Source organism: Acinetobacter sp. (genome assembly GCF_039596015.1).
In the GTDB taxonomy this organism is placed as follows: Bacteria; Pseudomonadota; Gammaproteobacteria; order Pseudomonadales; family Moraxellaceae; genus Acinetobacter.
The window spans coordinates 261,125-285,385 of the sequence record NZ_JBCNKN010000001.1 but is presented as its reverse complement, the minus strand read 5'-3'; the positions used below and the strand labels follow the sequence as shown (position 1 = coordinate 285,385).

20 protein-coding genes and 5 pseudogenes are annotated in these 24,261 nt (G+C 38.8%); 5 read left to right on the top strand and 20 right to left on the bottom strand.

The genetic code is table 11. From position 1 onward, the window contains the following. Positions 1-79: 79 nt before the first annotated feature. From brnQ to ABDV70_RS01130, 4 genes are all read left to right on the top strand, one after another. Entirely contained in the window at positions 80-1,378 is a 1,299-nt protein-coding gene (brnQ, locus tag ABDV70_RS01145; protein WP_343594740.1) for a branched-chain amino acid transport system II carrier protein, read from the top strand. A 279-nt stretch (positions 1,379-1,657) separates the two neighbouring features. Further along, positions 1,658-1,885, top strand: a complete 228-nt coding sequence (locus tag ABDV70_RS01140) for a hypothetical protein (protein ID WP_343594739.1) — start codon at positions 1,658-1,660, stop codon at positions 1,883-1,885. A gap of 159 nt (positions 1,886-2,044) precedes the next feature. Next, positions 2,045-2,260 carry a hypothetical protein gene (locus ABDV70_RS01135; RefSeq protein ID WP_343594738.1) on the top strand — a complete coding sequence of 72 codons (216 nt, stop codon included), beginning with the start codon at positions 2,045-2,047 and terminating at the stop codon, positions 2,258-2,260. Between the two features lie 265 nt (positions 2,261-2,525). Next, a complete protein-coding gene (locus tag ABDV70_RS01130; protein WP_343594737.1) occupies positions 2,526-2,849 on the top strand; it encodes a hypothetical protein in 324 nt (107 codons plus the stop codon). A 51-nt stretch (positions 2,850-2,900) separates the two neighbouring features. Here ABDV70_RS01130 and ABDV70_RS01125 read toward each other — a convergent pair whose 3' ends face one another. The 11 genes from ABDV70_RS01125 to ABDV70_RS01075 form a co-directional block, all read right to left on the bottom strand. Continuing rightward, positions 2,901-3,368: a molybdenum cofactor biosynthesis protein MoaE gene (locus ABDV70_RS01125; protein WP_343594735.1), complete on the bottom strand. Its 468-nt coding sequence runs from the start codon at positions 3,366-3,368 to the stop codon at positions 2,901-2,903. A gap of 2 nt (positions 3,369-3,370) precedes the next feature. Continuing rightward, on the bottom strand, positions 3,371-3,622 hold the full coding sequence (locus tag ABDV70_RS01120) for a MoaD/ThiS family protein (RefSeq protein ID WP_343594734.1): 252 nt from the start codon (positions 3,620-3,622) through the stop codon (positions 3,371-3,373). Between the two features lie 71 nt (positions 3,623-3,693). Then, entirely contained in the window at positions 3,694-4,917 is a 1,224-nt protein-coding gene (locus ABDV70_RS01115; protein WP_343594733.1) for a molybdopterin molybdotransferase MoeA, read from the bottom strand. Continuing rightward, positions 4,914-5,837 carry a bifunctional molybdenum cofactor biosynthesis protein MoaC/MoaB gene (gene moaCB, locus ABDV70_RS01110; RefSeq protein ID WP_343594731.1) on the bottom strand — a complete coding sequence of 308 codons (924 nt, stop codon included), beginning with the start codon at positions 5,835-5,837 and terminating at the stop codon, positions 4,914-4,916. The genes ABDV70_RS01115 and moaCB overlap by 4 nt, the downstream gene beginning before the upstream one ends. A gap of 98 nt (positions 5,838-5,935) precedes the next feature. Next, on the bottom strand, positions 5,936-6,901 hold the full coding sequence (gene moaA, locus ABDV70_RS01105) for a GTP 3',8-cyclase MoaA (RefSeq protein WP_343594909.1): 966 nt from the start codon (positions 6,899-6,901) through the stop codon (positions 5,936-5,938). Positions 6,902-7,182: 281 nt separating this feature from the next. After that, positions 7,183-7,878: a response regulator transcription factor gene (locus ABDV70_RS01100; RefSeq protein WP_343594730.1), complete on the bottom strand. Its 696-nt coding sequence runs from the start codon at positions 7,876-7,878 to the stop codon at positions 7,183-7,185. 10 nt (positions 7,879-7,888) lie between these two features. Further along, complete coding sequence (locus ABDV70_RS01095) at positions 7,889-10,534, bottom strand: sensor histidine kinase KdpD (protein WP_343594729.1); 2,646 nt, start codon at positions 10,532-10,534, stop codon at positions 7,889-7,891. A gap of 10 nt (positions 10,535-10,544) precedes the next feature. Next, a complete protein-coding gene (kdpC, locus tag ABDV70_RS01090; protein WP_343594727.1) occupies positions 10,545-11,159 on the bottom strand; it encodes a potassium-transporting ATPase subunit KdpC in 615 nt (204 codons plus the stop codon). Between the two features lie 9 nt (positions 11,160-11,168). Continuing rightward, positions 11,169-13,178, bottom strand: coding sequence for a potassium-transporting ATPase subunit KdpB (gene kdpB, locus ABDV70_RS01085; protein ID WP_343594726.1), 2,010 nt, complete (start codon positions 13,176-13,178; stop codon positions 11,169-11,171). 16 nt (positions 13,179-13,194) lie between these two features. After that, positions 13,195-14,892: a potassium-transporting ATPase subunit KdpA gene (kdpA, locus tag ABDV70_RS01080; protein WP_343594725.1), complete on the bottom strand. Its 1,698-nt coding sequence runs from the start codon at positions 14,890-14,892 to the stop codon at positions 13,195-13,197. Positions 14,893-14,964: 72 nt separating this feature from the next. Then, positions 14,965-15,339, bottom strand: coding sequence for a hemagglutinin repeat-containing protein (locus ABDV70_RS01075; RefSeq protein WP_343594723.1), 375 nt, complete (start codon positions 15,337-15,339; stop codon positions 14,965-14,967). 70 nt (positions 15,340-15,409) lie between these two features. Between ABDV70_RS01075 and ABDV70_RS01070 the strand changes: the two are divergent. After that, positions 15,410-16,260, top strand: a pseudogene (locus ABDV70_RS01070) (IS256 family transposase); the annotation flags it as partial. Positions 16,261-16,308: 48 nt separating this feature from the next. Here the strand turns inward: ABDV70_RS01070 and ABDV70_RS01065 are convergent. From ABDV70_RS01065 to ABDV70_RS01025, 9 genes and pseudogenes are all read right to left on the bottom strand, one after another. After that, positions 16,309-16,554, bottom strand: a pseudogene (locus ABDV70_RS01065) (IS256 family transposase); the annotation flags it as partial. A gap of 23 nt (positions 16,555-16,577) precedes the next feature. Continuing rightward, positions 16,578-17,441 (bottom strand): annotated as a pseudogene (locus ABDV70_RS01060) (IS982 family transposase). 80 nt (positions 17,442-17,521) lie between these two features. Then, positions 17,522-18,497: pseudogene (locus ABDV70_RS01055) on the bottom strand (IS256 family transposase); the annotation flags it as partial. Positions 18,498-18,715: 218 nt separating this feature from the next. Beyond that, positions 18,716-19,584 (bottom strand): annotated as a pseudogene (locus ABDV70_RS01050) (IS982 family transposase). A gap of 61 nt (positions 19,585-19,645) precedes the next feature. Then, positions 19,646-19,966 carry a hypothetical protein gene (locus ABDV70_RS01045; protein WP_343594721.1) on the bottom strand — a complete coding sequence of 107 codons (321 nt, stop codon included), beginning with the start codon at positions 19,964-19,966 and terminating at the stop codon, positions 19,646-19,648. A gap of 339 nt (positions 19,967-20,305) precedes the next feature. After that, on the bottom strand, positions 20,306-20,800 hold the full coding sequence (locus ABDV70_RS01040; protein WP_343594719.1) for an endonuclease V: 495 nt from the start codon (positions 20,798-20,800) through the stop codon (positions 20,306-20,308). Then, a complete protein-coding gene (locus ABDV70_RS01035; protein ID WP_343594718.1) occupies positions 20,797-21,720 on the bottom strand; it encodes a hypothetical protein in 924 nt (307 codons plus the stop codon). The genes ABDV70_RS01040 and ABDV70_RS01035 overlap by 4 nt, the downstream gene beginning before the upstream one ends. Then, positions 21,721-23,862, bottom strand: a complete 2,142-nt coding sequence (locus ABDV70_RS01030) for a VENN motif pre-toxin domain-containing protein (protein WP_343594717.1) — start codon at positions 23,860-23,862, stop codon at positions 21,721-21,723. 80 nt (positions 23,863-23,942) lie between these two features. Next, positions 23,943-24,260 carry a hypothetical protein gene (locus tag ABDV70_RS01025; protein ID WP_343594715.1) on the bottom strand — a complete coding sequence of 106 codons (318 nt, stop codon included), beginning with the start codon at positions 24,258-24,260 and terminating at the stop codon, positions 23,943-23,945. Between the last annotated feature and the right edge of the window lies 1 nt (position 24,261).

The window sequence follows — 24,261 nt, the reverse complement described above, 5'->3', positions numbered from 1 at the left end:
TTTTTAGTGCAACAAGGATTGAAAAAGATTGTTTTTGCACTAAAATCTAGCGCTTCATTTAGAAGGCATTTCCAAGTCTATGACTAAGCTTAATCTTGGGGATATTATTGCCCTTGGTTTTATGACCTTTGCACTTTTCATTGGTGCCGGTAATATTATCTTTCCCCCTATCGTTGCCCAACAAGCCGGTGACCATGTTTGGCTTGCTGCATTTGGCTTCCTAATTACCGCAGTCGGTTTACCTGTATTAACCATCATGGCGCTTTCACGTGTTGAGGGTTCTATTGAAACGCTCAGTGCGCCCCTTGGTCGAACTGCAAGTCTGATTTTAACGATTGTCTGTTATCTTTCTGTGGGGCCATTATTTGCAACACCACGAACAGCAACTGTATCTTATGAAATTGGCTTTTCTTCATATTTTGGTGATTCTTCAAGCCATTTGTTTATTTACAGCTGTATCTACTTTGCGTTGGTCGCATTGGTTTCACTCTATCCAAACAAACTGTTAGATACGATTGGACATGTCCTTGCACCGCTTAAAATTGTTGCATTAGCGATTTTATGTATCACGACATTACTGATTCCTGTCATTGGATCTTCATTACCTGTACAGCACTATATAGACCGCCCAGTCTCTGAAGGTTTAGTCAATGGCTACCTCACAATGGATACGCTCGGTGCGCTTGTATTTGGTATTGTCATTGTTCAAGCGATCCATTCCCGTGGTGTAACAGATAAAAAACTGGTAATGCGCTATGCGATTATTGCAAGCTTAATGGCGGGTATCGGTTTGACATTGCTTTACTTGTGCTTATTCCGTCTTGGTCTGCAAAGTCACGCATTTATTCCAAATGCAAGCAATGGCGCGGTTATTTTGCATGCCTATGTACAACATGCGTTTGGTAATCTTGGTTCACTGTTCCTCAGTGCGCTTATTTTCCTAGCGTGTATGGTGACTGCAATTGGCTTAACCTGTTCATGTGCTGAATATTTCAATGAATTAACTAAGATTCCATACAAAATTCTAGTTTTCATTTTGGTGCTTTTCGCATTGGTGATTTCAAACCTAGGTTTAACAAAACTGATTGCTTTTTCTGTGCCGATTTTAACTGCAATCTATCCACCAGCCATTGTCGTGATTATATTAAGCTTCTTTTGGAAATTCTTTAATAAGCCTTCTACAATTATCTTACCTGTCACCACAATTTCATTGGTTTTTGGTGTTTTTGAAGGATTAAAGGCATCAAGCTTAAGTTCTCTTGTCCCATCATTTTTACAGAACTTACCACTCAACGAACAAAATCTTGCATGGTTACTTCCTTCGGTTATTGTCTTTGCAGTGTGCTTTGTCATTGATAAGTTCAATACCCAAAAGTAAAATAAGCAATATTTTTAAGATGCCTGAATGATTCAGGCATTTTTTTTGCTTATTTTTTACTGTGACGAAATCGGTTTGATCACCATAAGGCAACATGAACACCCAATTTGTCACACTGTTTTGCAAAAAAATTAAAGTTTTTCCACCATTGTCATATTTCCTTAACAAAAATACGCTAATGACTGTTGAAATAACTTTAAATACAAAGTAAAACAGTAAAGATTAGTTAAATCATAAACAACACATTTATCGAATCGTAAACAATCAGGAGGAATGAAGATGACTTCAACAAATAAATTAGTCTTCATCAATGCTGTAAAAAGCAATCAGCACATGCTGACCTATTGTATTACCACAGTGGCCTTGATGGTTGCGCTTGCATTTCAAGGTGTCATTAGTGGAAATCTAAAACCCGAATATTTTTTATATGCGTTCATCGTTTCGACTGCCTTTGCACTATGGGCCATAATTGACCATAAATATCGAAAGCGTTCCGAAGACTGCTAATAACTTCATCCAAGCAAACACCAGAAATATCCTCTGGTGTTTTTTAACTGTTCAGACTTTTAAAATTTAAAAAATACACATTAACTACATAATTTATTCCATAATTTTTATTATGATACAAGTAGGTAATTTTACCTGACAACGAAATGTATTTAGGCTATGAAAAAAATTCTTACATCTATTGCTGTAATTAGTCTTGCTGTTGTTAGTGCAAATGCAATGGCTTGCCCTAAAGGAAGTTCATTACAAGGTGGTACAGGACCGCATCATAAAGGTGGAAAATGTGTTGCATCTGTTATGAAAAAAGATAAACAAAACGTAAAAACTCAAAAAGCAACAACAACACATGCTCCAGCAGCAAAACCTAAAGCATAATTGCAAGTTGTATAAAGAAGTAGATATTCAGTCCGCTTCGAATTGCGAATAGCTGATAAAGGGTTTCCCGACAAGGAAACCCTTTATTATTTGAATATCCTATTTTTTATTTCCAATATACAAAAACTAAAATTGAAATACTCACCTTAAAAATTCATCCAACCTACATCCATTTGTGACTTTTTGTCGTTTTTTTATTCTATTTAAGGTATTTCATCTTCACCCACTTAAAATCAGCCTTGAATATAATTTCAAGGAAAACGAAATGAAAAAACTATTTTGTGTAGGGGTCATTGCAATGAATTTGGTTGCGTGTGCCAGTGACCGTGCAATAACATCACCGCACCCCAATGGAGCATGCGATAAGAAACTAGACTACAATATCAACTTTAACCGATTTGATGAAGTCGCCCAGCAAATTGCACACGGTACTGGATGTTTTATTGAGACAAATACAAGTGTGACAGGTGCAATTAAACCAAATCCAGTTCAAGGGAATTTCACCCCTAGAGAGGCGGTAAAACTCGCAATTCAAGGGACATCGCTAAAAATAGCCAAGCAAGCACCAAATTTAATTAAAGTTGAATAAAATCATTTATCCACCTGTAACATCAGGCTTTTTTACAGCGTAACTTTTTATCTAATGTGAATGGTGATGATCATGCACATGATCATCTGCTTTTCGGATACAACAACCTTCAACATATTGGCTGGTTCCATCGACATAAAACTCTTCCTTCCAGACAGGCACTTCATGTTTTACTCGCTCGACCAATTCTTCACATGCCATAAAAGCTTCTTTTCTATGTGCAGCATAAGCAACGGCGATAATCGCTTTATCACCAATTTCTAAAGCCCCAATCCGATGAATCACCTGTAAATAGGAAACTGCATATTTTGCTTTGACATGCTGCTCAATTTCACGAATCATCTTTTCAGCAATAGGCTTATATGCTGTATATTTCAAGGCCTTAACACCGCGCCCTTCATGATGGTTGCGTACCGTACCGATAAAAATTCCAATGCCACCACATTCTGGATAATTTGAAATATCCTCAAAATTATCCAGACTTAAATCTGTGTCCTGAATCCGATGCGTATCGATCACACCTAACCTCCTGCAACAGGTGAAAGTAACACCAAGGTAGCATTTTTATCTAATAAATAAGAACGAGGAATCATTTCATCCCCAATCGCACAAGCACATTTCGCCAAAATGGCAGCCGAATCAGGATATCGGTTTGCGATTTGATCCAATACGTCAACAACGCGACAATCTGCTTCACACAAAAGTGTCAGATCGGATGGAAGATGCGCACAAATAGCACCATAAGATTCGATATTAATATTAATTTCAGCCATTTAGCCCTCTTTTAGCGCATCTTTCCATTCATTACTTAATCACTTGGCTCTAAAATAGAACCATATTGATTTTATTGAATATCAATAAATTCAATATATTGAAGCTCAGTTTCATTCACATCTGCTAAAACTGGAATTCTTCCGATCACATTTGCCTCGTTGAGGTTACTTAGCATATGCGACTGTTGTTTTTTCAATTTTGAAACACTCAATTGTCCTTGTTCATTCACTTCAAGCTTCATTCTTAGAAACTGTTCACGATGATCAAGTTTTACCGAATCATTCAAGCGCGCCTTTTTCCATTTCGGTTGAGCATTTTTAACACCCTGTAACGCCTTCAATAAGGTTGAAACATGAATCTCCAAACACACAAAAACAGCAGCAGGATTCCCCGGTAAGCCCAATAAATACGACACGTGTTGCGATGTTTGATATTGTGCAAAATAAAGTGGTTTACCCGGTTTTTGTGCAACTTTCCAAAAAATCTCTTTTGCACCTAAAGCCATAGAAACAGGGCGAATCAAGTCATAATCTCCAACCGAAACACCACCTGTTGTAATAACAAGATCATAATGTTGCATTGCATTTTTGAGGGCTGCATTTAATTGCTGCTCATCATCAATCACATGTTCAATATGAATATGATCGAAACCTTGCGCTTTAAACCATGTCAAAACCATCGGTGTATTTGCATCGAATACTTTTGCATCGTTATCCAGTTCCTGACTCACTTCATCGCCCGTGATCAGTACCGCAATCCGAGGTTGTGCACTCACTTTAACCTGTTTCACACCTGCCATACTCAACGCAGCAATGACACCGCTTTTTAAATACTGCTCACGTTCTGCAAGAACTGTGCCGACAACCAGTTCCTCACCTTGATAACGGATATCGGTACCTTTTGAAATGTGCTGATGCAATGAAGCGGTATTGTCATTAACCGTCATAATCTCCTGTCTCGCTACCGTATCGGCAGAATCAGGCACACGCCCACCTGTAAAAATACGGATACATTGTCCAGACTCAAGCTGTAAGTGTTCCTCTATCCCCGCACGGATTTCACCCACCAGTTGAAACTCGGTCATCCCTGCCTGAATATCCTCACCTCTGAGCGCATAGCCATCGACTGCACTTTGGTTAAATAAGGGTAAGGAAATCTCAGATGCCACATCACACGCCAAATAATGTCGATGTGCGTCTATTAGCGGAAGTTTTATCTGTGGCAAAGGTTGAACCAACGCATATGCCGCCAATGCCTGATCTACACTCATCAATCCTGTTTCAGCACAACTCATTGATAACCTCCTGGATGGGGTAAGTCACGACATACATCGAAGATATGAACCATTGCAGGTAAAATTGCTGCCATGGATTCGGATGCACCACCTCGGCTTCCTGGTAAGGTCATCACCAACGAACGATCAATAAACCCTGCGACTCCACGTGACATTGCAGCATACGGTGTGCGGCGTTGCCCAAAGGCACGTGCCGCTTCCATGAGTCCATTCAACTCACGTTCTAGCATTGGCTGTACTGTATCGACAGTAATATCTCGACTGCCAATTCCTGTTCCACCCACCGTAATGATGCAACCATAAGATTGTGTCAAGGCTACAATTTTTTGTTTTAACTGTTCAGCTTCATCAGGCAAAATTTCATAGTGAATCGGGTCAAAACCTGCCTCGGTTAGTGTTTCAACAACTGAACGTCCTGCTGTATCTGGCTTTTTACCTGCTGCAACCGTGTCAGACAACACCAATACTGCTGCGGCAACAGGCTGACGTAAATGGTGTTTAAAGTGGGATTTTCCACCTTTTTTTAGATCAAGCTTACATTGTCCAATCATCAACTCGTGCGGTTCACAATGCGGCTTTAACATGTCATAAATCGTCAAAGCTGCCAAACTTGCAGCCGTCAATGCTTCCATTTCCACCCCTGTTGCTGCAATGGTTTCGATGGTGGTATGGATAAGAACACGGTCTTCCAACAGCTCAAAGTCAATATCAGCATGGGAAATCGGTAATGGATGGCACAACGGAATAAGTTCATCGGTTCGTTTTGCAGCAAGAATTCCTGCGATACGTGCCGTCTTTAAGGCATCTCCTTTTTCAGTATTGCCCTGTGCCAATAACTGTAAACAATGTGGCGGGGCAAATAACTCAGAGGTTGCTTTGGCAACACGAAAGCTCTCGGGCTTCATGCTTACGTTTTTCATAAAGTTTTTCCACAAATGCAAAGAATCAAATTCTTGAGAAACCAATAACCGATGTGAAATAAAATCTATTCAACTTCATCACCGCATAAACAGCAAATCTAGCCCCCAATCGAGTGCATACTGATTTTACGAATAGGGGCAGCCTGATAGGCAATATATCCTGCCTTTTTATGCCATACTGCATGCAAAATCCTGTCCATTAAGTCCTGTTCGCAGTCAGATTTGAGTAAATTTCGTATCGGTGTTCCTGTATTTGCAAACAGACAGGTGAATAATTCGCCTGTTGCCGTGATACGCAGGCGGTCACAACTTTGACAAAATGGTTTGCTAATGGTCGAGATAATGCCAAGTTGAAAGTTTTGATTTAACACATAAAGTGTGGCGGGGTCTTGGCTGCGTTTTAGGGGTTCAATCTGAAAATGTGGTGACAATATTCGAATAATTTCATCTTCAATCACCACTTTGTCACGTGTCCATTGTTTCGGCTGATCAAGTGGCATATATTCAATAAAACGTAGTGGAATCTGTTGCTGATATGCCCATTGTGTCAGTTGTAACACTTCATGGTCATTTTCACCTTGTACCAACACACAGTTGAGTTTAATCGGAATTTTGGCATGTTGTGCTGCAAAGATTCCCCGAAGCACAGGGGCCAATTCTTTTTGGGTCATTTTCAAAAATGTATCAGGCTGAATACTGTCCAGACTAATATTTAAATCATCCAAACCCGCACGTTTCAGTTCATCGGCATATTTTTCCAAATAATAGGCATTGGTGGTCATGGAGATACGTTCTAAACCTATCGCCCTGAGCTGGTTCAGGCTATAGATAAAATTCACCACGCCTTTACGCATTAACGGTTCACCGCCCGTCAAACGAATTTGATGAATGCCGAGTTTTACCATGACAGCGCAAAAATGATACAGTTCTTCAAAACTTAAAATATCCTGTTTGCTCAACCATGTAGGATGATCTGGCATGCAATAACTACATTTGAAATTACAACGGTCGGTTAAGGAAATACGGAGTTTTCTTTTTTGTCGCTGATATTGGTCGACCAGCATTGAATCCTGAGAATGGTCTGATGTAGATGTCTCTAAGAGTGCATGAGAAGGAACATCTAAAATCTCAGGTTCCCTGTCCAATGCTCTCTCCATTTCACTTCCCTTGTTCATTGAATGATCGTGCAATCCGTCAGTCGTTTAATCAGTTTTCAATTTGAATGTGCTTTGATTAGCGTAGTACATCAATCAAATTAAGCTTTATATTTATTAACACCATATCGACTGATCAATCAATGAATTTTTTATCGAATCTTATTTTTGATCGTTTTAGGCTGCTTTCTTTAAACGCCACCAAACCTTAACCCAACACCCGCGATGGTAAAAATATATTTTGGACTCAGTGCCGAATCTCCTATTTTGGTTCTGAGTTTTTTCACTAAAATTCTTAAATAATGCGTGTCTTCTTTATGGGTGATGCCCCATAGCTCGGTCATAATTTGTTTTTGTGTGACAATTTTACCCTGATGACGGATCAGCAACGCCAAAAGCTGAAATTCTTTTTTGGTTAAAACAATTTCTGCGCCTTCCACTTTCGCCAGATGCTCAGCAACATCTACCCAAAGGTAGCCATCATTAAAGATGATATTTTGTTCAAGTAGTGGTTTGTTGCGAAACATGACCCGAATACGTGCACTTAGCTCCTGAATACTAAAGGGTTTGGTCACATAATCATTTGCGCCTGCATCGAGCAGTTCAATTTTTTGATTTTCATCGGGGCGAGCCGACAACACAATTACAGGAATATCCGACCACTGCCTTAACTCGGTCAAAACATCTTTTCCTTCCATATCAGGCAGCCCCAAATCCAGAATCAACAGATCTGCACCACGTGTCGCAAGGGTTTCCAAACCTTTCATACCATTTTCAGCAACATGAACCTGATAACCTTGCGCACGTAACGCAATATCCAGAAATTTACGAATCTGCGGTTCATCATCAATAATAAGAATCGACGTTTGAAGGTTAAGCTGCGCCATAAAAAAGGTTTTAATCCTGATGGAATGGTAATCGTATCCGAATTAGGGTTCCCTGACCATAGCGGGCAGCCAGTGCTTCAATGCTTCCCATATGTGCCCCAATAATCGCCTTCACAATGGCTAGTCCTAAGCCTGTCCCCGTTTTTCCACGATCACCACGCTGCATGGTATAGAACATATCAAAAATTTGTTCACGTTCATTTTCAGGAATCCCCACGCCCTGATCAGCAATGTCGATCTGAAAGTACATTTCATCCTGTTTAATGCCCACCGTAATCGGGGTTGCATCTGGTGCAAATTTGGCAGCATTCTCCAGTACATTAAAAATGGCCTGTTCAATTAATGCAGGGTGGACATATAGTTGAGGCAAATCATCCTCAATAGATACCTCAATATTAACATCAGGCTGATAGCGTTTAAGGCGCTGTGTTGCAGATCCGATCAGTTCATCAACACCAATCCAGACACGGCTCAGCGTTAAGCCCTGATGTCCGAGTCGGGTCATATCCAGCAAATTTTGAATATAACGATCTAGACGTTCACCTTCTATATGAATGGTATCGAGTAAGGTTTGTTGGTCGCTTTCTGGTATTTGCTTGCCATAATATTTAAGCGTATCTGCCGAGCCGATCATGGCAGCAAGTGGCGAACGCAAATCATGAGAAACTGAAGAAAGTAATGCAGAACGTAACTTTTCTGTTTCTGCCACTACTCTGGAGTTTTCCAACTGTAACGAGAGTTGTACACGAGAGAGCGTCTGCGCAATGTCTTCAATCATTAATTCGGTCAGACGTTGCTGCTCGAAACTGATACTGTTGATATTTTGATGAAAACGAATGGCAACCACACCACAGTTATCAACTAAATTTAAAGGATTAAACCACCATTCCGAATTCACCAACGTGTTGGTAAATCGTCCACAAGGTTTGGCATTTTTCTGTGTCCAGTCTGCGGCTATAAGGTCTTTTTCATTGAATGCAGTACGATCTCCCAACTCCTGATCACTCACCCGAAGCCAGACATGCGCACTTAACGCACTTTCCAGATGCTGTTTGGCAACCGTTAAAACCTGTGTAATATCAACACAACTTGAAAGCTTTCTTTCGAGTTCCTGCAACTGCAATGAAACCGAGTTGGCAGCACGTAAACTCAGTACCTGCGCACGTAACTGGTTCGCTAAACGTCCAACCAACAACGCAGAAAAAATAAAAATGATGATGGTCATCACACCATGTTCAGCACTGATTCTAAAGGTAAATCGTGGTTCTATAAAAAAGTAGTTATATAGTAGAAAACAGATCAGAACACTCATCAATGTTGTGACCATCTGTGCCCGCATCGCGACCACAAGTACCGTCACCACAAAAATTAAAGCCAGCTCGCTATATCCAATAAACTGATCACTCACGGCGGCTGCAATTAGCCCGATTAAAACAATCAATAGGCTTTCAATACTTTCACGTAAATTAAAGGTAAATCGTTGTTTTCCAAACGCTTGCTGTGAACGATTGATGTTTAGGTCTGTATCTGACTTTTTTTTCAGTGGCTGGACAAAAGTAATTTCAAAAGGATGCTGCTTTTCTAAAAGCTGGTCTGCAATATGCTCTGAAAATAGTCGCTGCCAGATCCTTTTTCGTGAGCTTTTACCCAATAAAATATTCGATGCACCATAATCATAAGCCGCCTGTAAAATGGTCGATGCGATATGCTGACTGTAGAGTAAATGAGTATCTGCCCCCAGTTTACGGGCTAAATTAAATGCCTGCGTCACTGCAAATGTGTGTGTATTGTCCTGCTGATTTTTTTGAATCGAAATCACACTCCATGTTGCATTGCGTCTTTGTGCAATCCGATGCGCTCGTCGCACCAAATCTTGTGAAAATTCAGACCCATCAATTGCCAGCATCACATGGTTTTGAATGGGGATGAGTTGTCCTTGTGCAACCGATGTTTCTCGATAATCCAGTTCAAGCTGTCCCGCCATGGTTTGAATGGCGAGATCTCGTAAAGCTGTTAAATGCGCAGGTTTAAAAAAACCTTGTAATGCATGCGGTGCAACGTCAGCAAAATAAATTTTGCCATTTTTCATACGTTCCAATAATTCAGGCACAGGTAAATCAACCAGCCGAATATCTTTCAGCCGTTTAAGTAACGCATCAGGTACTGTTTCGGTGACTCGAATCCCTGTAATCTGATACACCACATCATTTAAACTTTCTAAATGCTGAATGTTGAGCGTGCTGTAGACATCAATGCCCGCATCGAGCAGTTCATTCACATCCTGCCAGCGATATTCATGCCGACTTTGCGGGACATTACGATGAGCCAGTTCATCGACCAGAACAATTTTAGGTTTTAATTTTAGAATCTGATCCAGATCCATTTCTTCTAAAATATGTTTTTGGTATTCGATGCGCTTTCTTGGAATAACCTGTAGCCCCTCTAGCAACTGCGCTGTATCCATTCGACCATGCGTTTCCACCAAACCGACCATCACCTCTGTGCCTTGTTGGATCAACTCATGCGCGCGTGTCAACATGGCATAGGTTTTACCAACCCCAGGAGCCGCCCCCAAAAATAGCGTCAAACGTCCAGATTGTTCACGTTGGGTCTGAGCCAACCATGCATCGGCTTTATGGTTACGGTCGATTTGCATGCGTATTGTCCTATTGAGATGAAGTCGATGACAAACGGTCGAGTGCCAGATTTAACTCAAGAACATTGACGCGTGATGATCCATATACCCCAAACTGGGCAGATTGGATGTGTTGTTGTAGCAGTTTTTCCAGTTGTTGTTCAGGTAAATGGCGTTGCTGTGCAATTCGTTTTACCTGTAATAATGCCGCCTGTGGGGAAATATCAGGATCGATTCCGCTTGCTGAAGCAGTCAACATATCACTTGGAACTTGTTGTTCAGCAATCTGATTTTGTTGAGCAAAGGCTTGTTTTCTTTCCTGCATTTTTTTCTGTAAATCTGGGTTGGATACCGCCATATTGCTTCCACTCATGGCATCAACATTATAATTTACCGCACTTGGTCGCGCATGAAAATAATCCGCACTTACAAAGTTTTGTCCCACCAGACTTGAACCAACAATTTTGCCATTTAATTCAATTAAACTGCCATTGGCCTGTTTCGGAAAAAGGAACTGGGCGAACAATACGCTACTACTGCAATACAACACCCCTGCAACCAAAAAACCAATTGCGATTAGACCTAAACTCGGGCGTAATATTGCTTGAGTGTCTGTTGATAATGGAAGATGTTCTAAGCTATTCATGTCGTTCTCCTAAATCCACAATGCCACAACAAGGTCAATCAACTTGATCACGATAAAAGGGAAAATGACACCGCCTACACCATAAATCAGCATATTACGACGCAGCAACTGCAAAGCACTGGCAGGCTTAAATTGCACACCTTTGAGAGCAAGCGGAATCAACATTGGGATAATCAACGCATTAAAAATCAGGGCTGAAACCACCGCACTGCTTGGACTATGCAAGTGCAGGATATTTAAAATGCCCAATTGAGGAATAGCGGCTGCAAACAATGCAGGTAAAATCACAAAATATTTAGAAACATCATTCGCCAATGAAAATGTGGTTAATGCGCCACGTGTAATTAACTGTTGTTTTCCAATTTCAACCACATCCAGCAATTTTGTTGGGTCTGAGTCCAAATCCACCATATTACTGGCTTCTTTGGCTGCCTGTGTTCCCGAATTCATGGCTAAGCCAATATCTGCCTGTGCCAGTGCGGGTGCATCATTAGTACCATCTCCGACCATTGCTACCAGTTTCCCTTCAAATTGTTCCTGACGAATACAGGCCAGTTTATCTTCAGGTTTAGCCTCGGCAATATAATCATCTACTCCCGCTTCAGCTGCAATTGCTGCTGCGGTTAAAGGATTATCTCCTGTGACCATAATGGTTTTTATGCCCATCTCACGTAACAGTGCAAAACGCTCTTTAATCCCTTGTTTAATCACATCTGAAAGTTCAATTACCCCTAAAATGTCATGATGGGAAGCCACTACCAGTGGCGTTGCACCTTTTGAAGCGACTTGCTCCACTCGGGTTTTCAGCTCGATATTGTGTTCAATTTGTTGATGAGTAAAATCCAGTATTGCATCTACCGCACCCTTACGGATTTTTTGCCCTGTTGATAAATCAATACCCGACAAACGCGTTACTGCACTAAATGGAATAAATTCGGCATGTTCAGGTTCTTGCAGTGTTTCTCCCATTTCTTTTCCCAATTTTACAATTGATTTCCCTTCGGGCGTTGGGTCTGCAAACGATGTCAGCATAGCCGCTTGACGCAATTCGGTTAAGCTGACACCAGCCAATGGATAAAATGCGGTTGCCTGACGGTCGCCATAGGTAATTGTGCCTGTTTTATCCAATAACAGCACATCAATATCCCCTGCAACTTCAACTGCTTTACCCGATTTTGCCAGCACATTCGCCTTTAAGGCACGGTTCATCCCTGCAATCCCAATAGCAGGTAATAACCCCCCAATCGTGGTCGGAATCAGACACACCAATAGCGCAATCAATAATACAACGCTAATTTTAATCCCCACCATTGAACCAATAAACGGTAAGGTCACTACCACCACAATAAAAGTAATGGTCATGATATTGAGTAAAATACTCAGCGCAATTTCATTGGGCGTTTTTTGACGATTTGCACCTTCAACCAATGCAATCATACGATCTAGAAAACTATGTCCCGCTTCGGTACTCACACGAACAATAATGCAATCAGACAAGACTTTCGTTCCCGCAATGACACCGGAACGGTCGGTATTGGCTTCACGTAAAACGGGCGCTGATTCACCTGTAACAGCAGATTCATTAATGGTTGCAAAACCTTGAATAATTTCACCATCGGCTGGAATAATCTCACCAGCATTCACAATCACCAAATCATCTTTTTTAAGTAAATTTGCCGAAATGGTCGTGGGTGTTGCATTGATCTCTGCGATTTTATTCGCTATTAGGTTTTCACGTGCCTGACGTAAAGATGCAGCCTGACCTCGCCCTTTGGCTTCAGCAATCGCTTCGGCATAATTAGCAAAGAGCAACGTAACAAAGAGAATCAGGGTGAGTAATAAACCAAATCCTAAATGGGTACTGCCCATCAATGTTGCAATAATCGTCAGAATCGTTCCAACCCAAACACATGCCATGACAGGGTTTTTAAATACATGTTGTGGTAATAGTTTATAAAAAGTTTGCTGAATAATTTCTTTATTCAAAATATCCATTTGTGTCGCATTTGAATGTTTCATTGCTCTGGCTCCATGCTTAAAGACGTAGTGATAAATAATCAGCAATTGGTCCAATGACCAACACAGGCATGAATTGCAATAACGTTAAAATCAAGACAATCCCAATCAATACCAAAGCAAATGTGACCGATTCAATCTGTAAAGAACCTTTGCTTTCTATCGCTTGTGGTTTGTTTGCCAAACTTACAGCGATTAGAACAGGGATAATCAAAACGCTATAACGACCCGCAAGCAATGCAATACTGGTACTTAGGTTCCACCATAACGTGTTGTCACCTAGCCCTTCAAAACCCGAACCATTGTTAGCGAAAGCAGAAACGTACTCGTAAAAAACCTGACTAATACCATGAAAGGCAGGGTTTGAATTTGCAGTGATGGATGGGAATGCGATGGCAATGGCCGTTAAAATCAGGATGACAGCGGGCTGTAAAATAATGACAAAGGCGAGGAGTTTAATTTCTGTCACTTCAATTTTGCGTCCGAATAACTCAGGTGTACGCCCCGTCATCAAGCCCGCAATAAAGACAGCCAAGAACAGATAAATAAAGAATTGTAATAAGCCACAGCCGATTCCGCCCCAAATGGCATTAATCAACATATTACAAAGCGTAACCAGTCCTGTTAATGGTGAAGCAGAGTCGTGCATCATATTGACCGAGCCATTATTCACCTGTGTGGTTAAACTTGCCCAAAGTGCAGAAGCATCCACCCCAAAGCGGGTTTCTTTACCTTCCATTAAAGCCAAATCTGGAAGTAAGGAATATTTTTCCGTCCATAAGGTGAGGACTGTTGATGCCATGGACATCAAAAACATACTGCCGAAGACCATCCACATCAATTTCCGACGTTGGATCAGACGTCCAATCATAAACACCACACAAAGCGGAATCAGTAAAATCGCAATCATTTCAAGGACGTTTGAAAATGGTGTTGGATTTTCTAAAGGCGCACTACTGTTTGGGCCATACCATCCCCCACCATTACTTCCCAATTGTTTAATTGCAACCATGGGAGCAACAGGCCCAAGCGGAATATGTTGGGTTTTGACCTCTGCCGAATGATCGAGTACCTGCGCTGTCGGGCCAGCAGAAAGTGTCGATGGCACACCCTGAAAACTAAACAGCAAGGAAAAAACAAAAGCTAAAGGAATAAAAAATCGAAATAACGGACGGATCATATCCATCCAGTAATTCCCCAGATTGATATCTTTCCAGCTTTTTTCACCCGTTGTTTGTTTTTTGTCTGGTTGCAGAAATAGCGCACGCAGCATCGCCACACATAAGGCTAAACCCATAATTGGCGATAAATATTGCAGTCCGACAATCACTGTCATTTGTGAAAGATAAGACAGTTGCGTTTGCCCAGAATAATGCTGCTGGTTTGTATTGGTCAGAAAAGAGATGGTTGTATGGAGCGCCAAATCCCAGTTCATATTTGGAATATGGTCGGGGTTCAACGGTAACCATGTTTGCGTCATGAGAACTGCAACACTAGCACCGAGCAATAAAACATTACTCCAGATAAATGCAAGTAAATATTGTCGACAGTTCATCCCTGTTTGTTTAATTTTCAACGCTGCATAAATGGGTTGTTCAAGCCATTTAAAGAATAAATCGCTTTTCATCGGTTTTGCTTGCATTACGTCGGCAAGGTAACGACCCAGTGGATAGGCCAAAACCAGTGCAAATATAAATACGGAAATAAATTCCCACATTGTCGAGATCACTAGAAAATAAGTTAGTGTTAGTATGGAAATTGACTGCGTAAATTCTCTATATTGAAAAAATCAGAATGCGTAAATTTTGCGTAAAATTATTTTAGGCCAAGCTTTTGAAACATCCTTATTTTTTGCTGAATCGAAATTGATCTTATCTTCCGCTTTCACCTGTGTGTTTTGTAGGTGGATATCACCCTGTGTACTGGTCAGGTTGACATTGCTGCCCGCTTTTAGGTTGTTTTGTTGTGAAGTGGCATAACTGCTGTTTTGCTGATTTTCACTGGTGCTAAAGCCAATACCTGCTTCTGCTTTAAATAATGCGCCACCTTTGATATCACTATAAGTTTGATAACCCTGAGCACCTGCTGCAACAGCTTGTAATGCTTGTGTGCGGTCATCTGCTTTGCTATGAGCAGTCTTATCTATACTGTTGATTAAGTCCAAAATCGGTGAGCTGACTTTGGCAAATATGCCAATTTTTAAGTCATCTGCTGCACTAGATGAACTACCTCCGCAAATGGATAGCCAGATTCTATCCCTTTATGCTAAAGGCATGACCACCCGTGAAATCGTTGCTACCTTCAAGGAAATGTACGATGCCGATGTATCTCCAACGCTCATTTCCAAGGTGACTGATGCCGTCAAGGAGCAGGTTGCTGAATGGCAAAACCGTCCGCTGGATGCACTCTATCCCATCGTCTATATGGACTGTATTGTGGTTAAAGTCCGTCATAATGGCAGTGTCATCAACAAAGCTGTATTCCTTGCCTTAGGCATTAATCTTGATGGGCACAAAGAACTGCTCGGCATGTGGATGGCTGAGAATGAAGGTGCCAAGTTCTGGCTAAATGTTCTGACGGAGCTGAAAAACCGAGGGTTGCAGGATATTCTGATCACCTGTGTAGATGGATTAAAAGGCTTTCCTGATGCTATTAACAGCGTATACCCGAAACCCATATCCAGCTGTGCATTATCCACATGCTGCGTAACAGCTTGAAATACGTGTCATGGAAAGATTACAAGGCCGTCACTCAGGATTTAAAAGCCGTTTATCAGTCACCTACTGAAGAGGCAGCCTTGATGGCCTTGGATCAATTTGCTCAAACATGGGATGACAAGTACCCACAGATCAGCAAAAGCTGGCGTACACACTGGGAGAATCTAAATACTTTTTTTGCTTATCCTGCCATTAATGGAATACTCAAGCAAGAATTTCTAACAACACGTTGTAATAGTATGGAGGAGTTGGATCACCTGATTGCGGAGTCGATAGAGATTTATAATTGTTATCGGCCTCATTTAAGTTTAGGTATGCTGACACCAAATCAAATGTCTGAAAAAGCAAGAACCGAGTTAATTGGTTAACTCGGTTTTTAGGAGAGCCTGTAAATTATTTTGTGTAAGTTCCATTTTTTATAAATGATCTTTTAATCGATCATCGAACTGAATCGTAAACCAATTCATTGCTAAACGCCAATTTTGAATTGGCATGGTCCATTTCTTGGCAGCATTTGATGTTGCCAAGTAAATGACTTTCTTGACTGAATCATCAGAAGAGAAGATCTTTCGCTTCTTGGTTGAATGGCGTATTACGCTATTCAATGATTCAATCGCATTCGTTGTATAAATTGCATGACGTATTTCAGCCGGATAGCTAAATAACCTGAGTTCGACAGGATTTATCAGCCATTTAACAAATTTTTAAAGGTTGGCTTATTGGGATTTAAACAGTAAGCCACTACCCCAGCCATAACATTCACCATAAAATTATTGATCGATCTATGACGTGAGTGCTCTATCTGATGTAAATTTTTCAACTGATCATTCACTGTTTCAATTAAACCACGTCTTGATAATAACTCTTTTTCTTGCTGTGTTTTTAGTTTGGCGTTTTTCATCGATTTTCGAACTGGTGTTAATAATTTTAGCCCCCTAGCAGCTAAAATTTCAGTCTTTGCTTTACTCAAATAACCTTTATCACCTAATAATACCCCTTTCAATTCTAAGGTAAGTGCTTCCAAAACGGAGACATCATGGACATTACCTGATGTCACTTTTAGATTTATGATTTCGCCTAAATTATTGATAACAAGATGTAATTTAAATCCATAAAACCATCCTGTACTACTTTTCCCTCGGCTTGCCAAATTTTTGAATACACGATGTCTTTTAATTCGAAGATTATGACAAACTACTCATTTGGTGGAATCAATGAGACTAATACCTGTATCCATTCCTTTGACTTGATGAAAGAAACAGCTTAATGCTTGCAAACAACGAGGCATAATTTCAATAAATCGGTTGTAGCTTAGAAGCTTAGGAAAGGCTGATTTCCAAAAAGGAATGATCATTTGGCAATAAAAATATTTGAAGAAACGAAAGCCTGATTGATGAAAAAGAATGACGATTGTCATCACCTCAGAAAGGCTCAACGCAGATTTTTGATCTTGTTTATTCTGATGAGAAATAAGAGATTTTTCTAAAGACTCATCAAATACTTTGCAAAAATCATCCAAAATACAAAATAATTCGGTAATATGATCCATAGAAAGCCTTGTGTTTTAACGTTTTGTCTTGAGAACCAATACGTTACAAATACAAAGGCTTTTTTTCTACTCTTTTTTTAGATCGAACTCAGGTTAAATATAGTGCGGATATTTTCCCAATTGGCTCGCCAAGATTCTCCAATCTTTGGATATTGATGATTCCATTGATCACAGAAGATATCTAGAGACTTTAAGGCATTTTCCTCTGTACTTGCTTGGTAGATTGCTTTGAGACCCGCTGTCACAGCTTTATAGTCTTTCCAGTTCACAAATCTCAGGCTATTGCGTACAACATGCACAATACACAGCTGAATGTCCGTATGAGGATAAACAGAAGCAATAGCATCAGGAAAGCCTTTTAATCCATCTACACAGGCAACAAGAATATCCTGAACCCCTCGATTTTTGAGTTCTGTCATGACGGACAGCCAAAACTTGGCACCCTCCGTCTGAGCAATCCACATACCCAGCAATTCTTTCTGCCCATCCATATTGATACCTAAGGCAAGATATACAGACTTGTTCATCACATTGGAGTGCTGACGGACTTTTACAACGATACAGTCAAGATAGACTATAAAGACTGTCTAATGCTCTATTTTGCCACTCGGTCACTTGTTCAATCACTGCATCTGTAACTTTGCTTATGAGTGATGCTGAGACATCTGCATCGTACATTTCTTTGAAGAATGCGACAATTTCCCTATTGGTCATTCCTTTGGCATACAGTGAGAGAATTTGATCATCCATACTGGTGATGCGTGTTTGGTGCTTCTTGATAATTTGTGGCTCAAATGAACCTTCCCGATCACGTGGAATATCTAAAGCCAATTGCCCATCTTGAGTTGAAACAGTTTTCGAACTAAAACCATTACGGCTATTTGAGCCTTTCTTTGTCTGATGCTTTTCATATCCAAGATGATCTGAAAGTTCTGTATTGAGTGCAGTTTCAATCATGAATTTTTTAAAGACTGCTGTCATTTGGTTTAAGTCTTCTGGTGTTTTTAGACCTTTAGCCAATTCGGCAGCCATACCTTTGATTGTTGCTTCATCCATGCGAAGTACCTTTTGTAATTATCCTCTGAAGGATAAATGAAAATTAAGTACTTACACAAAATTTAGAACAATCCCTTTTAGGACGAGACACTATTTCACTAAAGAAAGTACATTTTACTCTTTTTAATCACAACCCTGAATATTTCCTTTCTTTCAACTTTCAAATTAGGATAAATAACGAGAAAATTGCTCCTTTACTATTATAACCCGAATCCTGTTTAAGCTGATGTTTCCATAATACGAATCATCGGCTTATTTTGATGACAGAGTTGGTACGCACACAAAGAAGCATAAATACCTGTAGATAGCCTGCAACACTTCGGGCTTTGCTCGTGACTAAATTATAGCCCCCTTTAAGCAAACTGAATAAAGTTTCAATCCTATTCCGTTGTTTCAAGTGATATTCATCTACTTTCAATAGATCAATCGATTGCATGTTTTTACGATGATAGGTAATTAAATCAATACCTTGACTCTTTAGTCTTAATTTTAAATCTTGACTAATGTACCCACGATCAGCATAGAGTTTTGCTCTGAGTCCCTTAACCAACTGTTCAACCATTTTGATGTCTGCTGTATGTCCATTAGATAATGCTGTATTTACAATTTCTCCTGATGGATTCATAAGTAAATGTAATTTACAGCCAAAGAACCATCCCATTGAACTTTTACCACGCGTTGCTATCGCGGATAGGGACTTATGGCGTTGTATTCTTTGATTTTTACAAACAGGCAATGTGGTTGAATCAATCCATAAATATGAGCTTTGATGATTTCTCATCAAGGCAAAATGTAAGGCATGCAAAGCCAGTTGATGTGCATTAATCAAATGAATCATACGTTGATAGCAGGGTAAGCTTTTAAATAAATGATATCTATCATGTTTTAACCATAAGAAAAATGCTTTGAAATGAGTAAAATTGGAACACTTATACCAAACTGCAATAAAGATAATTTCTGAAATACTGAGCTGTGAGGGGCGAATTCTTAAGCATCTGCCGCTTTGTTTAAGAAATTTCCAATAAGTTGCTTCAAATTTAAGAAAGAAATCATCAATTAAGCAGAATAATTCGGTACTATTGAACATAAGGACTAGAGTTGTGAGTTTGGTGTGGTAACTCAACTGATGGCTCTAGTCCTTCTTTTTTTCAAGTCAATTCCTTATCCGAGATTCGGGTTATTATAGAATCTGATGGCAAAGAAACCTCTTCAGGATAACTTTTAATACCTTTAATTAAAAAAACTCCTAACTCTAAAGAATACTCTTTCCAATTTTTCTCAAAATAGCAGAACTCCACATATTCAAACCAATTCTCTATTATCATGACTAAATTATATTTAAAGTTTATATAATCATTTAAAGTATTACTTTTACCAATTATAAAGCCTTTAAAATCATAAAAGTTGATTTTATCATGAATATATTTTGAGACTAATTCTTCTAACTTTTTCAGTACACTGTTACACATTTTAACTACTCATTTTCTGTCACAATGGTGATTACATGCTTCTTATCAAGACTTAAAAGCACATTTAAATCACCGGATTTAAATGTGCTACTAAGCCAAATTCATCATATTCCTATTAAGGATAGCATTATCAAGATCAGCTTTACTAAGCATCCCACCTAATTTCCCGTTAAACATTTTGTCGACCGTTTGAGGTTCAACTTCCAATTCAAAAAATATTAAAAACATTTGATAAATAAATAGTTTTAATTAAATTAACATGAGTTATCCTATAAAAATAGGAGGCCAATCCCTCCTATTTTTTATGTATTTATTTACAGGTAACACTAAAAGCCAACACTACGATCTACTCTCCAAGTCTATTTGTTTAATTAAATTTGGAATTCTATGATTACCATACATTTGCATAATATTTTCTTTTGCAACATTTAATGGAATATCAATAGAGGTAATATAGAGCGGTTTCTGGCTCTTACCACGCAAAACAACACAATCTTCTGGGGTATCTTTAAAGTAGTTTTTCGCTACACCAATAATTGGCTTTTTAATGGCTAATGCATCCCATAAATGTTTACCTAATCCCGCTTTACTCTCTGCACCTAAAAAGACATAACCATCTATCAGAATATATTCATATTCTTCTTCAACAATTTCTAGCACACTCAAAATACATGGTAATTCTCGCTTATAGAATTGACCAGGCACATAGTCTTCTACATTGCCAATATTTATTTCATAAGTTTTATAAAAATGTTGACTCCCCCAATTCTCAAAAACACCTGCAACACTTTTTGCCCCCTCATCATTATAAAAAACATCTACAACTAGAATCATAAATTCAACTCAATCTTGTTTAAAATAATTTTAACATTTCTATTTTTTAGCTTAAATTCTTTAAGTATTTGAGATAAATGTTCCCGTAAAAACTCATTGTTTTTTTTATTACATATTTTCTCCTCCTCAGACATTGATAATGAGTTTTTGGTAAAAACACTAACTTCTTTAATTCCATTAAACTTTAATAAAAAACCATAATCATTGATATTAGTTTCATTAAAAGTGATTTTTTTAGTATCATCTAACTTCCCTCCCTTAAAAAAATTAAAAATATAATTATTGTCAAAATAATTTCCTGAAAAAAGCACCTTAGAAGAAAAATTAAATTTTTCAATATCATGTATATTTCGTATTGGAAGAAATTTCAATAATTTAATTTTATCTTGATTTAAATTTTCAACTTTCTTATTAATTCTTATATATTCAACCTCCCCTTCACAATTAAAATTCATATATAAATACCCAATTAATCCATATGATTTTAGATTATTATTTTCTAATTCTCCACTTTCAGAAATTATTCCATGATCTAAATAAAAAGACCTCACTGTCATGTCTTTATTCCAACAGACGTCAGAAGCTCTTATACCATCTTCATCATAATATTCTTCAATATATGAATATCCATTGTGATCAAAATCTATAGCTATACCACTATAGATTTCACCATCATTTATAGTAGCTCTCTCACCATCAAATTCAATAGTATCACCATCAATGATCTTTACATTTTTATCGACATCATCTGGTAGACAGAAAGGAATGTACTCATCAGTAACCATCCCTTTTTCTACATAATTCGCAGTTAAAAAACCATTATCTTTTTCAAAAAATACAATTCCAGAGAATAAATTGTTGTCCTCAAACAACAATTTATTCTTTTCGATTAAAATTGTACCTTTTACTCTTTTCTGCATTTACTTACGTCCAGTTGGAATATTTGTTTCTTGAGGAATAATGCCACTACAGTTAGTACAAGCTGTAAATGGACCACCTTGTGAATCAATTTTATTCGATTTACCTAACTTATATGTTGATATTGTAGCATTTTCAGGTCTCACTACATTAGACATATTATATAAAGCATTTTGTGCCTGAATTTCAGCATGGGCACCAGGCAATCCAGCAAGAATTGAAAGTGTTTTTTGAGAGTCAATAAAACTCCTAATTTGACTTTCAGTAGCTGAATTCATAACATTTCCTGACGCTTCATAAGCTGTTTTCAAATATTCCATATAAGCATTTACATCAGTTATCTTATAAGTACTTTCATCTATTGCCTCAATGACGCCCTCATTCTTTAAGTTTTTATAATTTTGCATTTTCTTTAACGTAGCATTTGTAAATTCTTTTGTTTCAATACCTAGAATGTGATCACCTGCAACAGCAACTGCAGCCGCCTGTTTTAAATTTTCGCCTGAGGTAATTATCTCTTGTGCGGCAGATTTAGCTGCAGAGTCAACAGAATTAGCCGAACCAGTTAAAGGAGGCTGGCTAAAATTGATAGGTGGCAAATCGACTTTAGCCTTTTGAGCTGCTTCGGCAATGTCTAATACACCACTCGAATTTGCACCTAATTTAGCTAAACCACCTGCAGAAGTTAAATCAACAGCTAATGAAGTCCATGCTGCCGCCTGATCACTCATTCCTAATGATTTTAAAGCATCTTCTCTTAGTGTTGAATTATGACTTTCAGGTTCCTTACCAAAATTTAATCCCCCAGTTCTAACATCATCAAATCCTGATGCTACTCCATAACCAGCGACTATACATCCAATACCAGTTTCACAGGTTGTAGCCCCTAACAAGGCTCCTCCCGCGACAGTTAAGGCTCCGCCGGCAATCTGCAAAGATGGAAATATGTACATATTTCCTAATGGTTTATCTAAAACTGGCTGATTTGTATATTTATAGTCCTTTGACCCTAAATAATCTTCAATTTTTTCACTGGATTCAGAATTAGAATATTTTGCCAAATCGCTTAAATTTTCATACTCAACAAAACGTACTTCTTGAGTATTTTTATAGACATCTTCTGATGCTTTGGTAATTTCTAACTTTAATGGCCCCTGTCCTGATGTCCATTCAATTTCGGGTTCAAGTGTATATTTATAATCTAACACAGCATTTTGATTTTGACTGAAATTATACCCATCCTTCATATCAATAATGGCTTGTTGACACGCACTTGAAGATATATCAACACAAGCCTTAGCAGCTAACTCTCTTTTCTCTTCACTCAGTTCAGCATATTTTTTGTAAATTTCAGCTTTTTCGGTTTCAGACTTAGTAGACTCTAAATCCTTAATTAAATTTTGAACATCTTTTTTAGCTAAATAATTATTCTCCACCGCATTCTGCCCAATCACACCCGCCAACTGTGCATTCGATTTAGAATCACCAACTGTTCCACCAACAACTGCTCCAATCGCTGCCGTTAAGTCTCGAATACTCGATTTCACATTTTCTGGTAATAGATTGGCATCGAACTTGCCTGTTTCTGGATTAATTGCTGTCTTACCATCATTGTATTGATTCGCTAAGTAATCTGCTGCTGCTTCACTTGCAACTGCTGCACCACCTCCAGCTGCTGGATTGCCTCCATTTAAGTAAGCCAATGTTGCACCCAATATCACATGAGACGCTAATTGCGCTGCCTTGTTTTTATCTTCACCATGTCCAAACTTCTCACCAATTTGCTGTGCTGCATAAGGTGCAAGTGCATTGGCTGCAACTTGAATGTCCGTTTGTCCGCCTAAAGCACCCGTAATTACAGTCGTAACCGCATTCAAGGCACGTCCTTTATTTCCTCCCACACCCCATTGTTGGGTCACTGCTTTTTCATTGGCGAGGGCTGAAGCATAAGCAGCATTTTGCGCCAAATAGTTATCCTTCTCCACCGCAGACATTTTTTTAATCTCTGCTTGTTCTTCTGGACTTAATTGACTGGCAATCTGCTTTCCAATCGCTTCTTTTTCAGCTGCTGCATTCTTGATTTGGTCTTGAGCATAGGTACGTGATGCTGCCGCAACTGCAGCCTCACCACTAATTGCTGGCACTAATGCTCCTACAACTGCTGATTTAGGTACATCTGTATACCAAGGATCACCTTTTACCTTATTGGTAATCCATACACCTATTATTCATACGGACAATCATGCAACCTCGACTCCAATTCAATTACAATCTTTTCAAGAATTTCTTTAGATTTTAAATCAGTTGAATAAAAATAATTTCCTATATCATCATGATGTTCTAAAATTAAACTTATATTATTAATATTTAAATAAGCTTTTTTGGTATATATCCCCTCATCAAGGTTCATCAAAATAGCACCAAACTCTTGTTTAATAAAACTTAATAAAGTATCAAAAAAATCTGTATCATCAAGCCCTAAAATATGGTACTCAACAATCCCTGATTTTGACAACTGTTGTGATATAACCTTACTACTCATA

Excerpts from the sequence above, each read along its gene's own strand:
- brnQ (WP_343594740.1), top strand. The coding sequence starts at position 80 with ATGACTAAGCTTAATCTTGGGGATATTATTGCCCTTGGTTTTATGACC.
- ABDV70_RS01140 (WP_343594739.1), top strand. The coding sequence starts at position 1,658 with ATGACTTCAACAAATAAATTAGTCTTCATCAATGCTGTAAAAAGCAAT.
- ABDV70_RS01135 (WP_343594738.1), top strand. The coding sequence starts at position 2,045 with ATGAAAAAAATTCTTACATCTATTGCTGTAATTAGTCTTGCTGTTGTT.
- ABDV70_RS01130 (WP_343594737.1), top strand. The coding sequence starts at position 2,526 with ATGAAAAAACTATTTTGTGTAGGGGTCATTGCAATGAATTTGGTTGCG.
- ABDV70_RS01120 (WP_343594734.1), bottom strand. The coding sequence starts at position 3,622 with ATGGCTGAAATTAATATTAATATCGAATCTTATGGTGCTATTTGTGCG.
- ABDV70_RS01115 (WP_343594733.1), bottom strand. The coding sequence starts at position 4,917 with ATGAGTTGTGCTGAAACAGGATTGATGAGTGTAGATCAGGCATTGGCG.
- moaCB (WP_343594731.1), bottom strand. The coding sequence starts at position 5,837 with ATGAAAAACGTAAGCATGAAGCCCGAGAGCTTTCGTGTTGCCAAAGCA.
- moaA (WP_343594909.1), bottom strand. The coding sequence starts at position 6,901 with ATGCTGGTCGACCAATATCAGCGACAAAAAAGAAAACTCCGTATTTCC.
- ABDV70_RS01100 (WP_343594730.1), bottom strand. The coding sequence starts at position 7,878 with ATGGCGCAGCTTAACCTTCAAACGTCGATTCTTATTATTGATGATGAA.
- ABDV70_RS01095 (WP_343594729.1), bottom strand. The coding sequence starts at position 10,534 with ATGCAAATCGACCGTAACCATAAAGCCGATGCATGGTTGGCTCAGACC.
- kdpC (WP_343594727.1), bottom strand. The coding sequence starts at position 11,159 with ATGAATAGCTTAGAACATCTTCCATTATCAACAGACACTCAAGCAATA.
- kdpB (WP_343594726.1), bottom strand. The coding sequence starts at position 13,178 with ATGAAACATTCAAATGCGACACAAATGGATATTTTGAATAAAGAAATT.
- kdpA (WP_343594725.1), bottom strand. The coding sequence starts at position 14,892 with ATGTGGGAATTTATTTCCGTATTTATATTTGCACTGGTTTTGGCCTAT.
- ABDV70_RS01045 (WP_343594721.1), bottom strand. The coding sequence starts at position 19,966 with ATGTGTAACAGTGTACTGAAAAAGTTAGAAGAATTAGTCTCAAAATAT.
- ABDV70_RS01040 (WP_343594719.1), bottom strand. The coding sequence starts at position 20,800 with ATGATTCTAGTTGTAGATGTTTTTTATAATGATGAGGGGGCAAAAAGT.
- ABDV70_RS01035 (WP_343594718.1), bottom strand. The coding sequence starts at position 21,720 with ATGCAGAAAAGAGTAAAAGGTACAATTTTAATCGAAAAGAATAAATTG.
- ABDV70_RS01025 (WP_343594715.1), bottom strand. The coding sequence starts at position 24,260 with ATGAGTAGTAAGGTTATATCACAACAGTTGTCAAAATCAGGGATTGTT.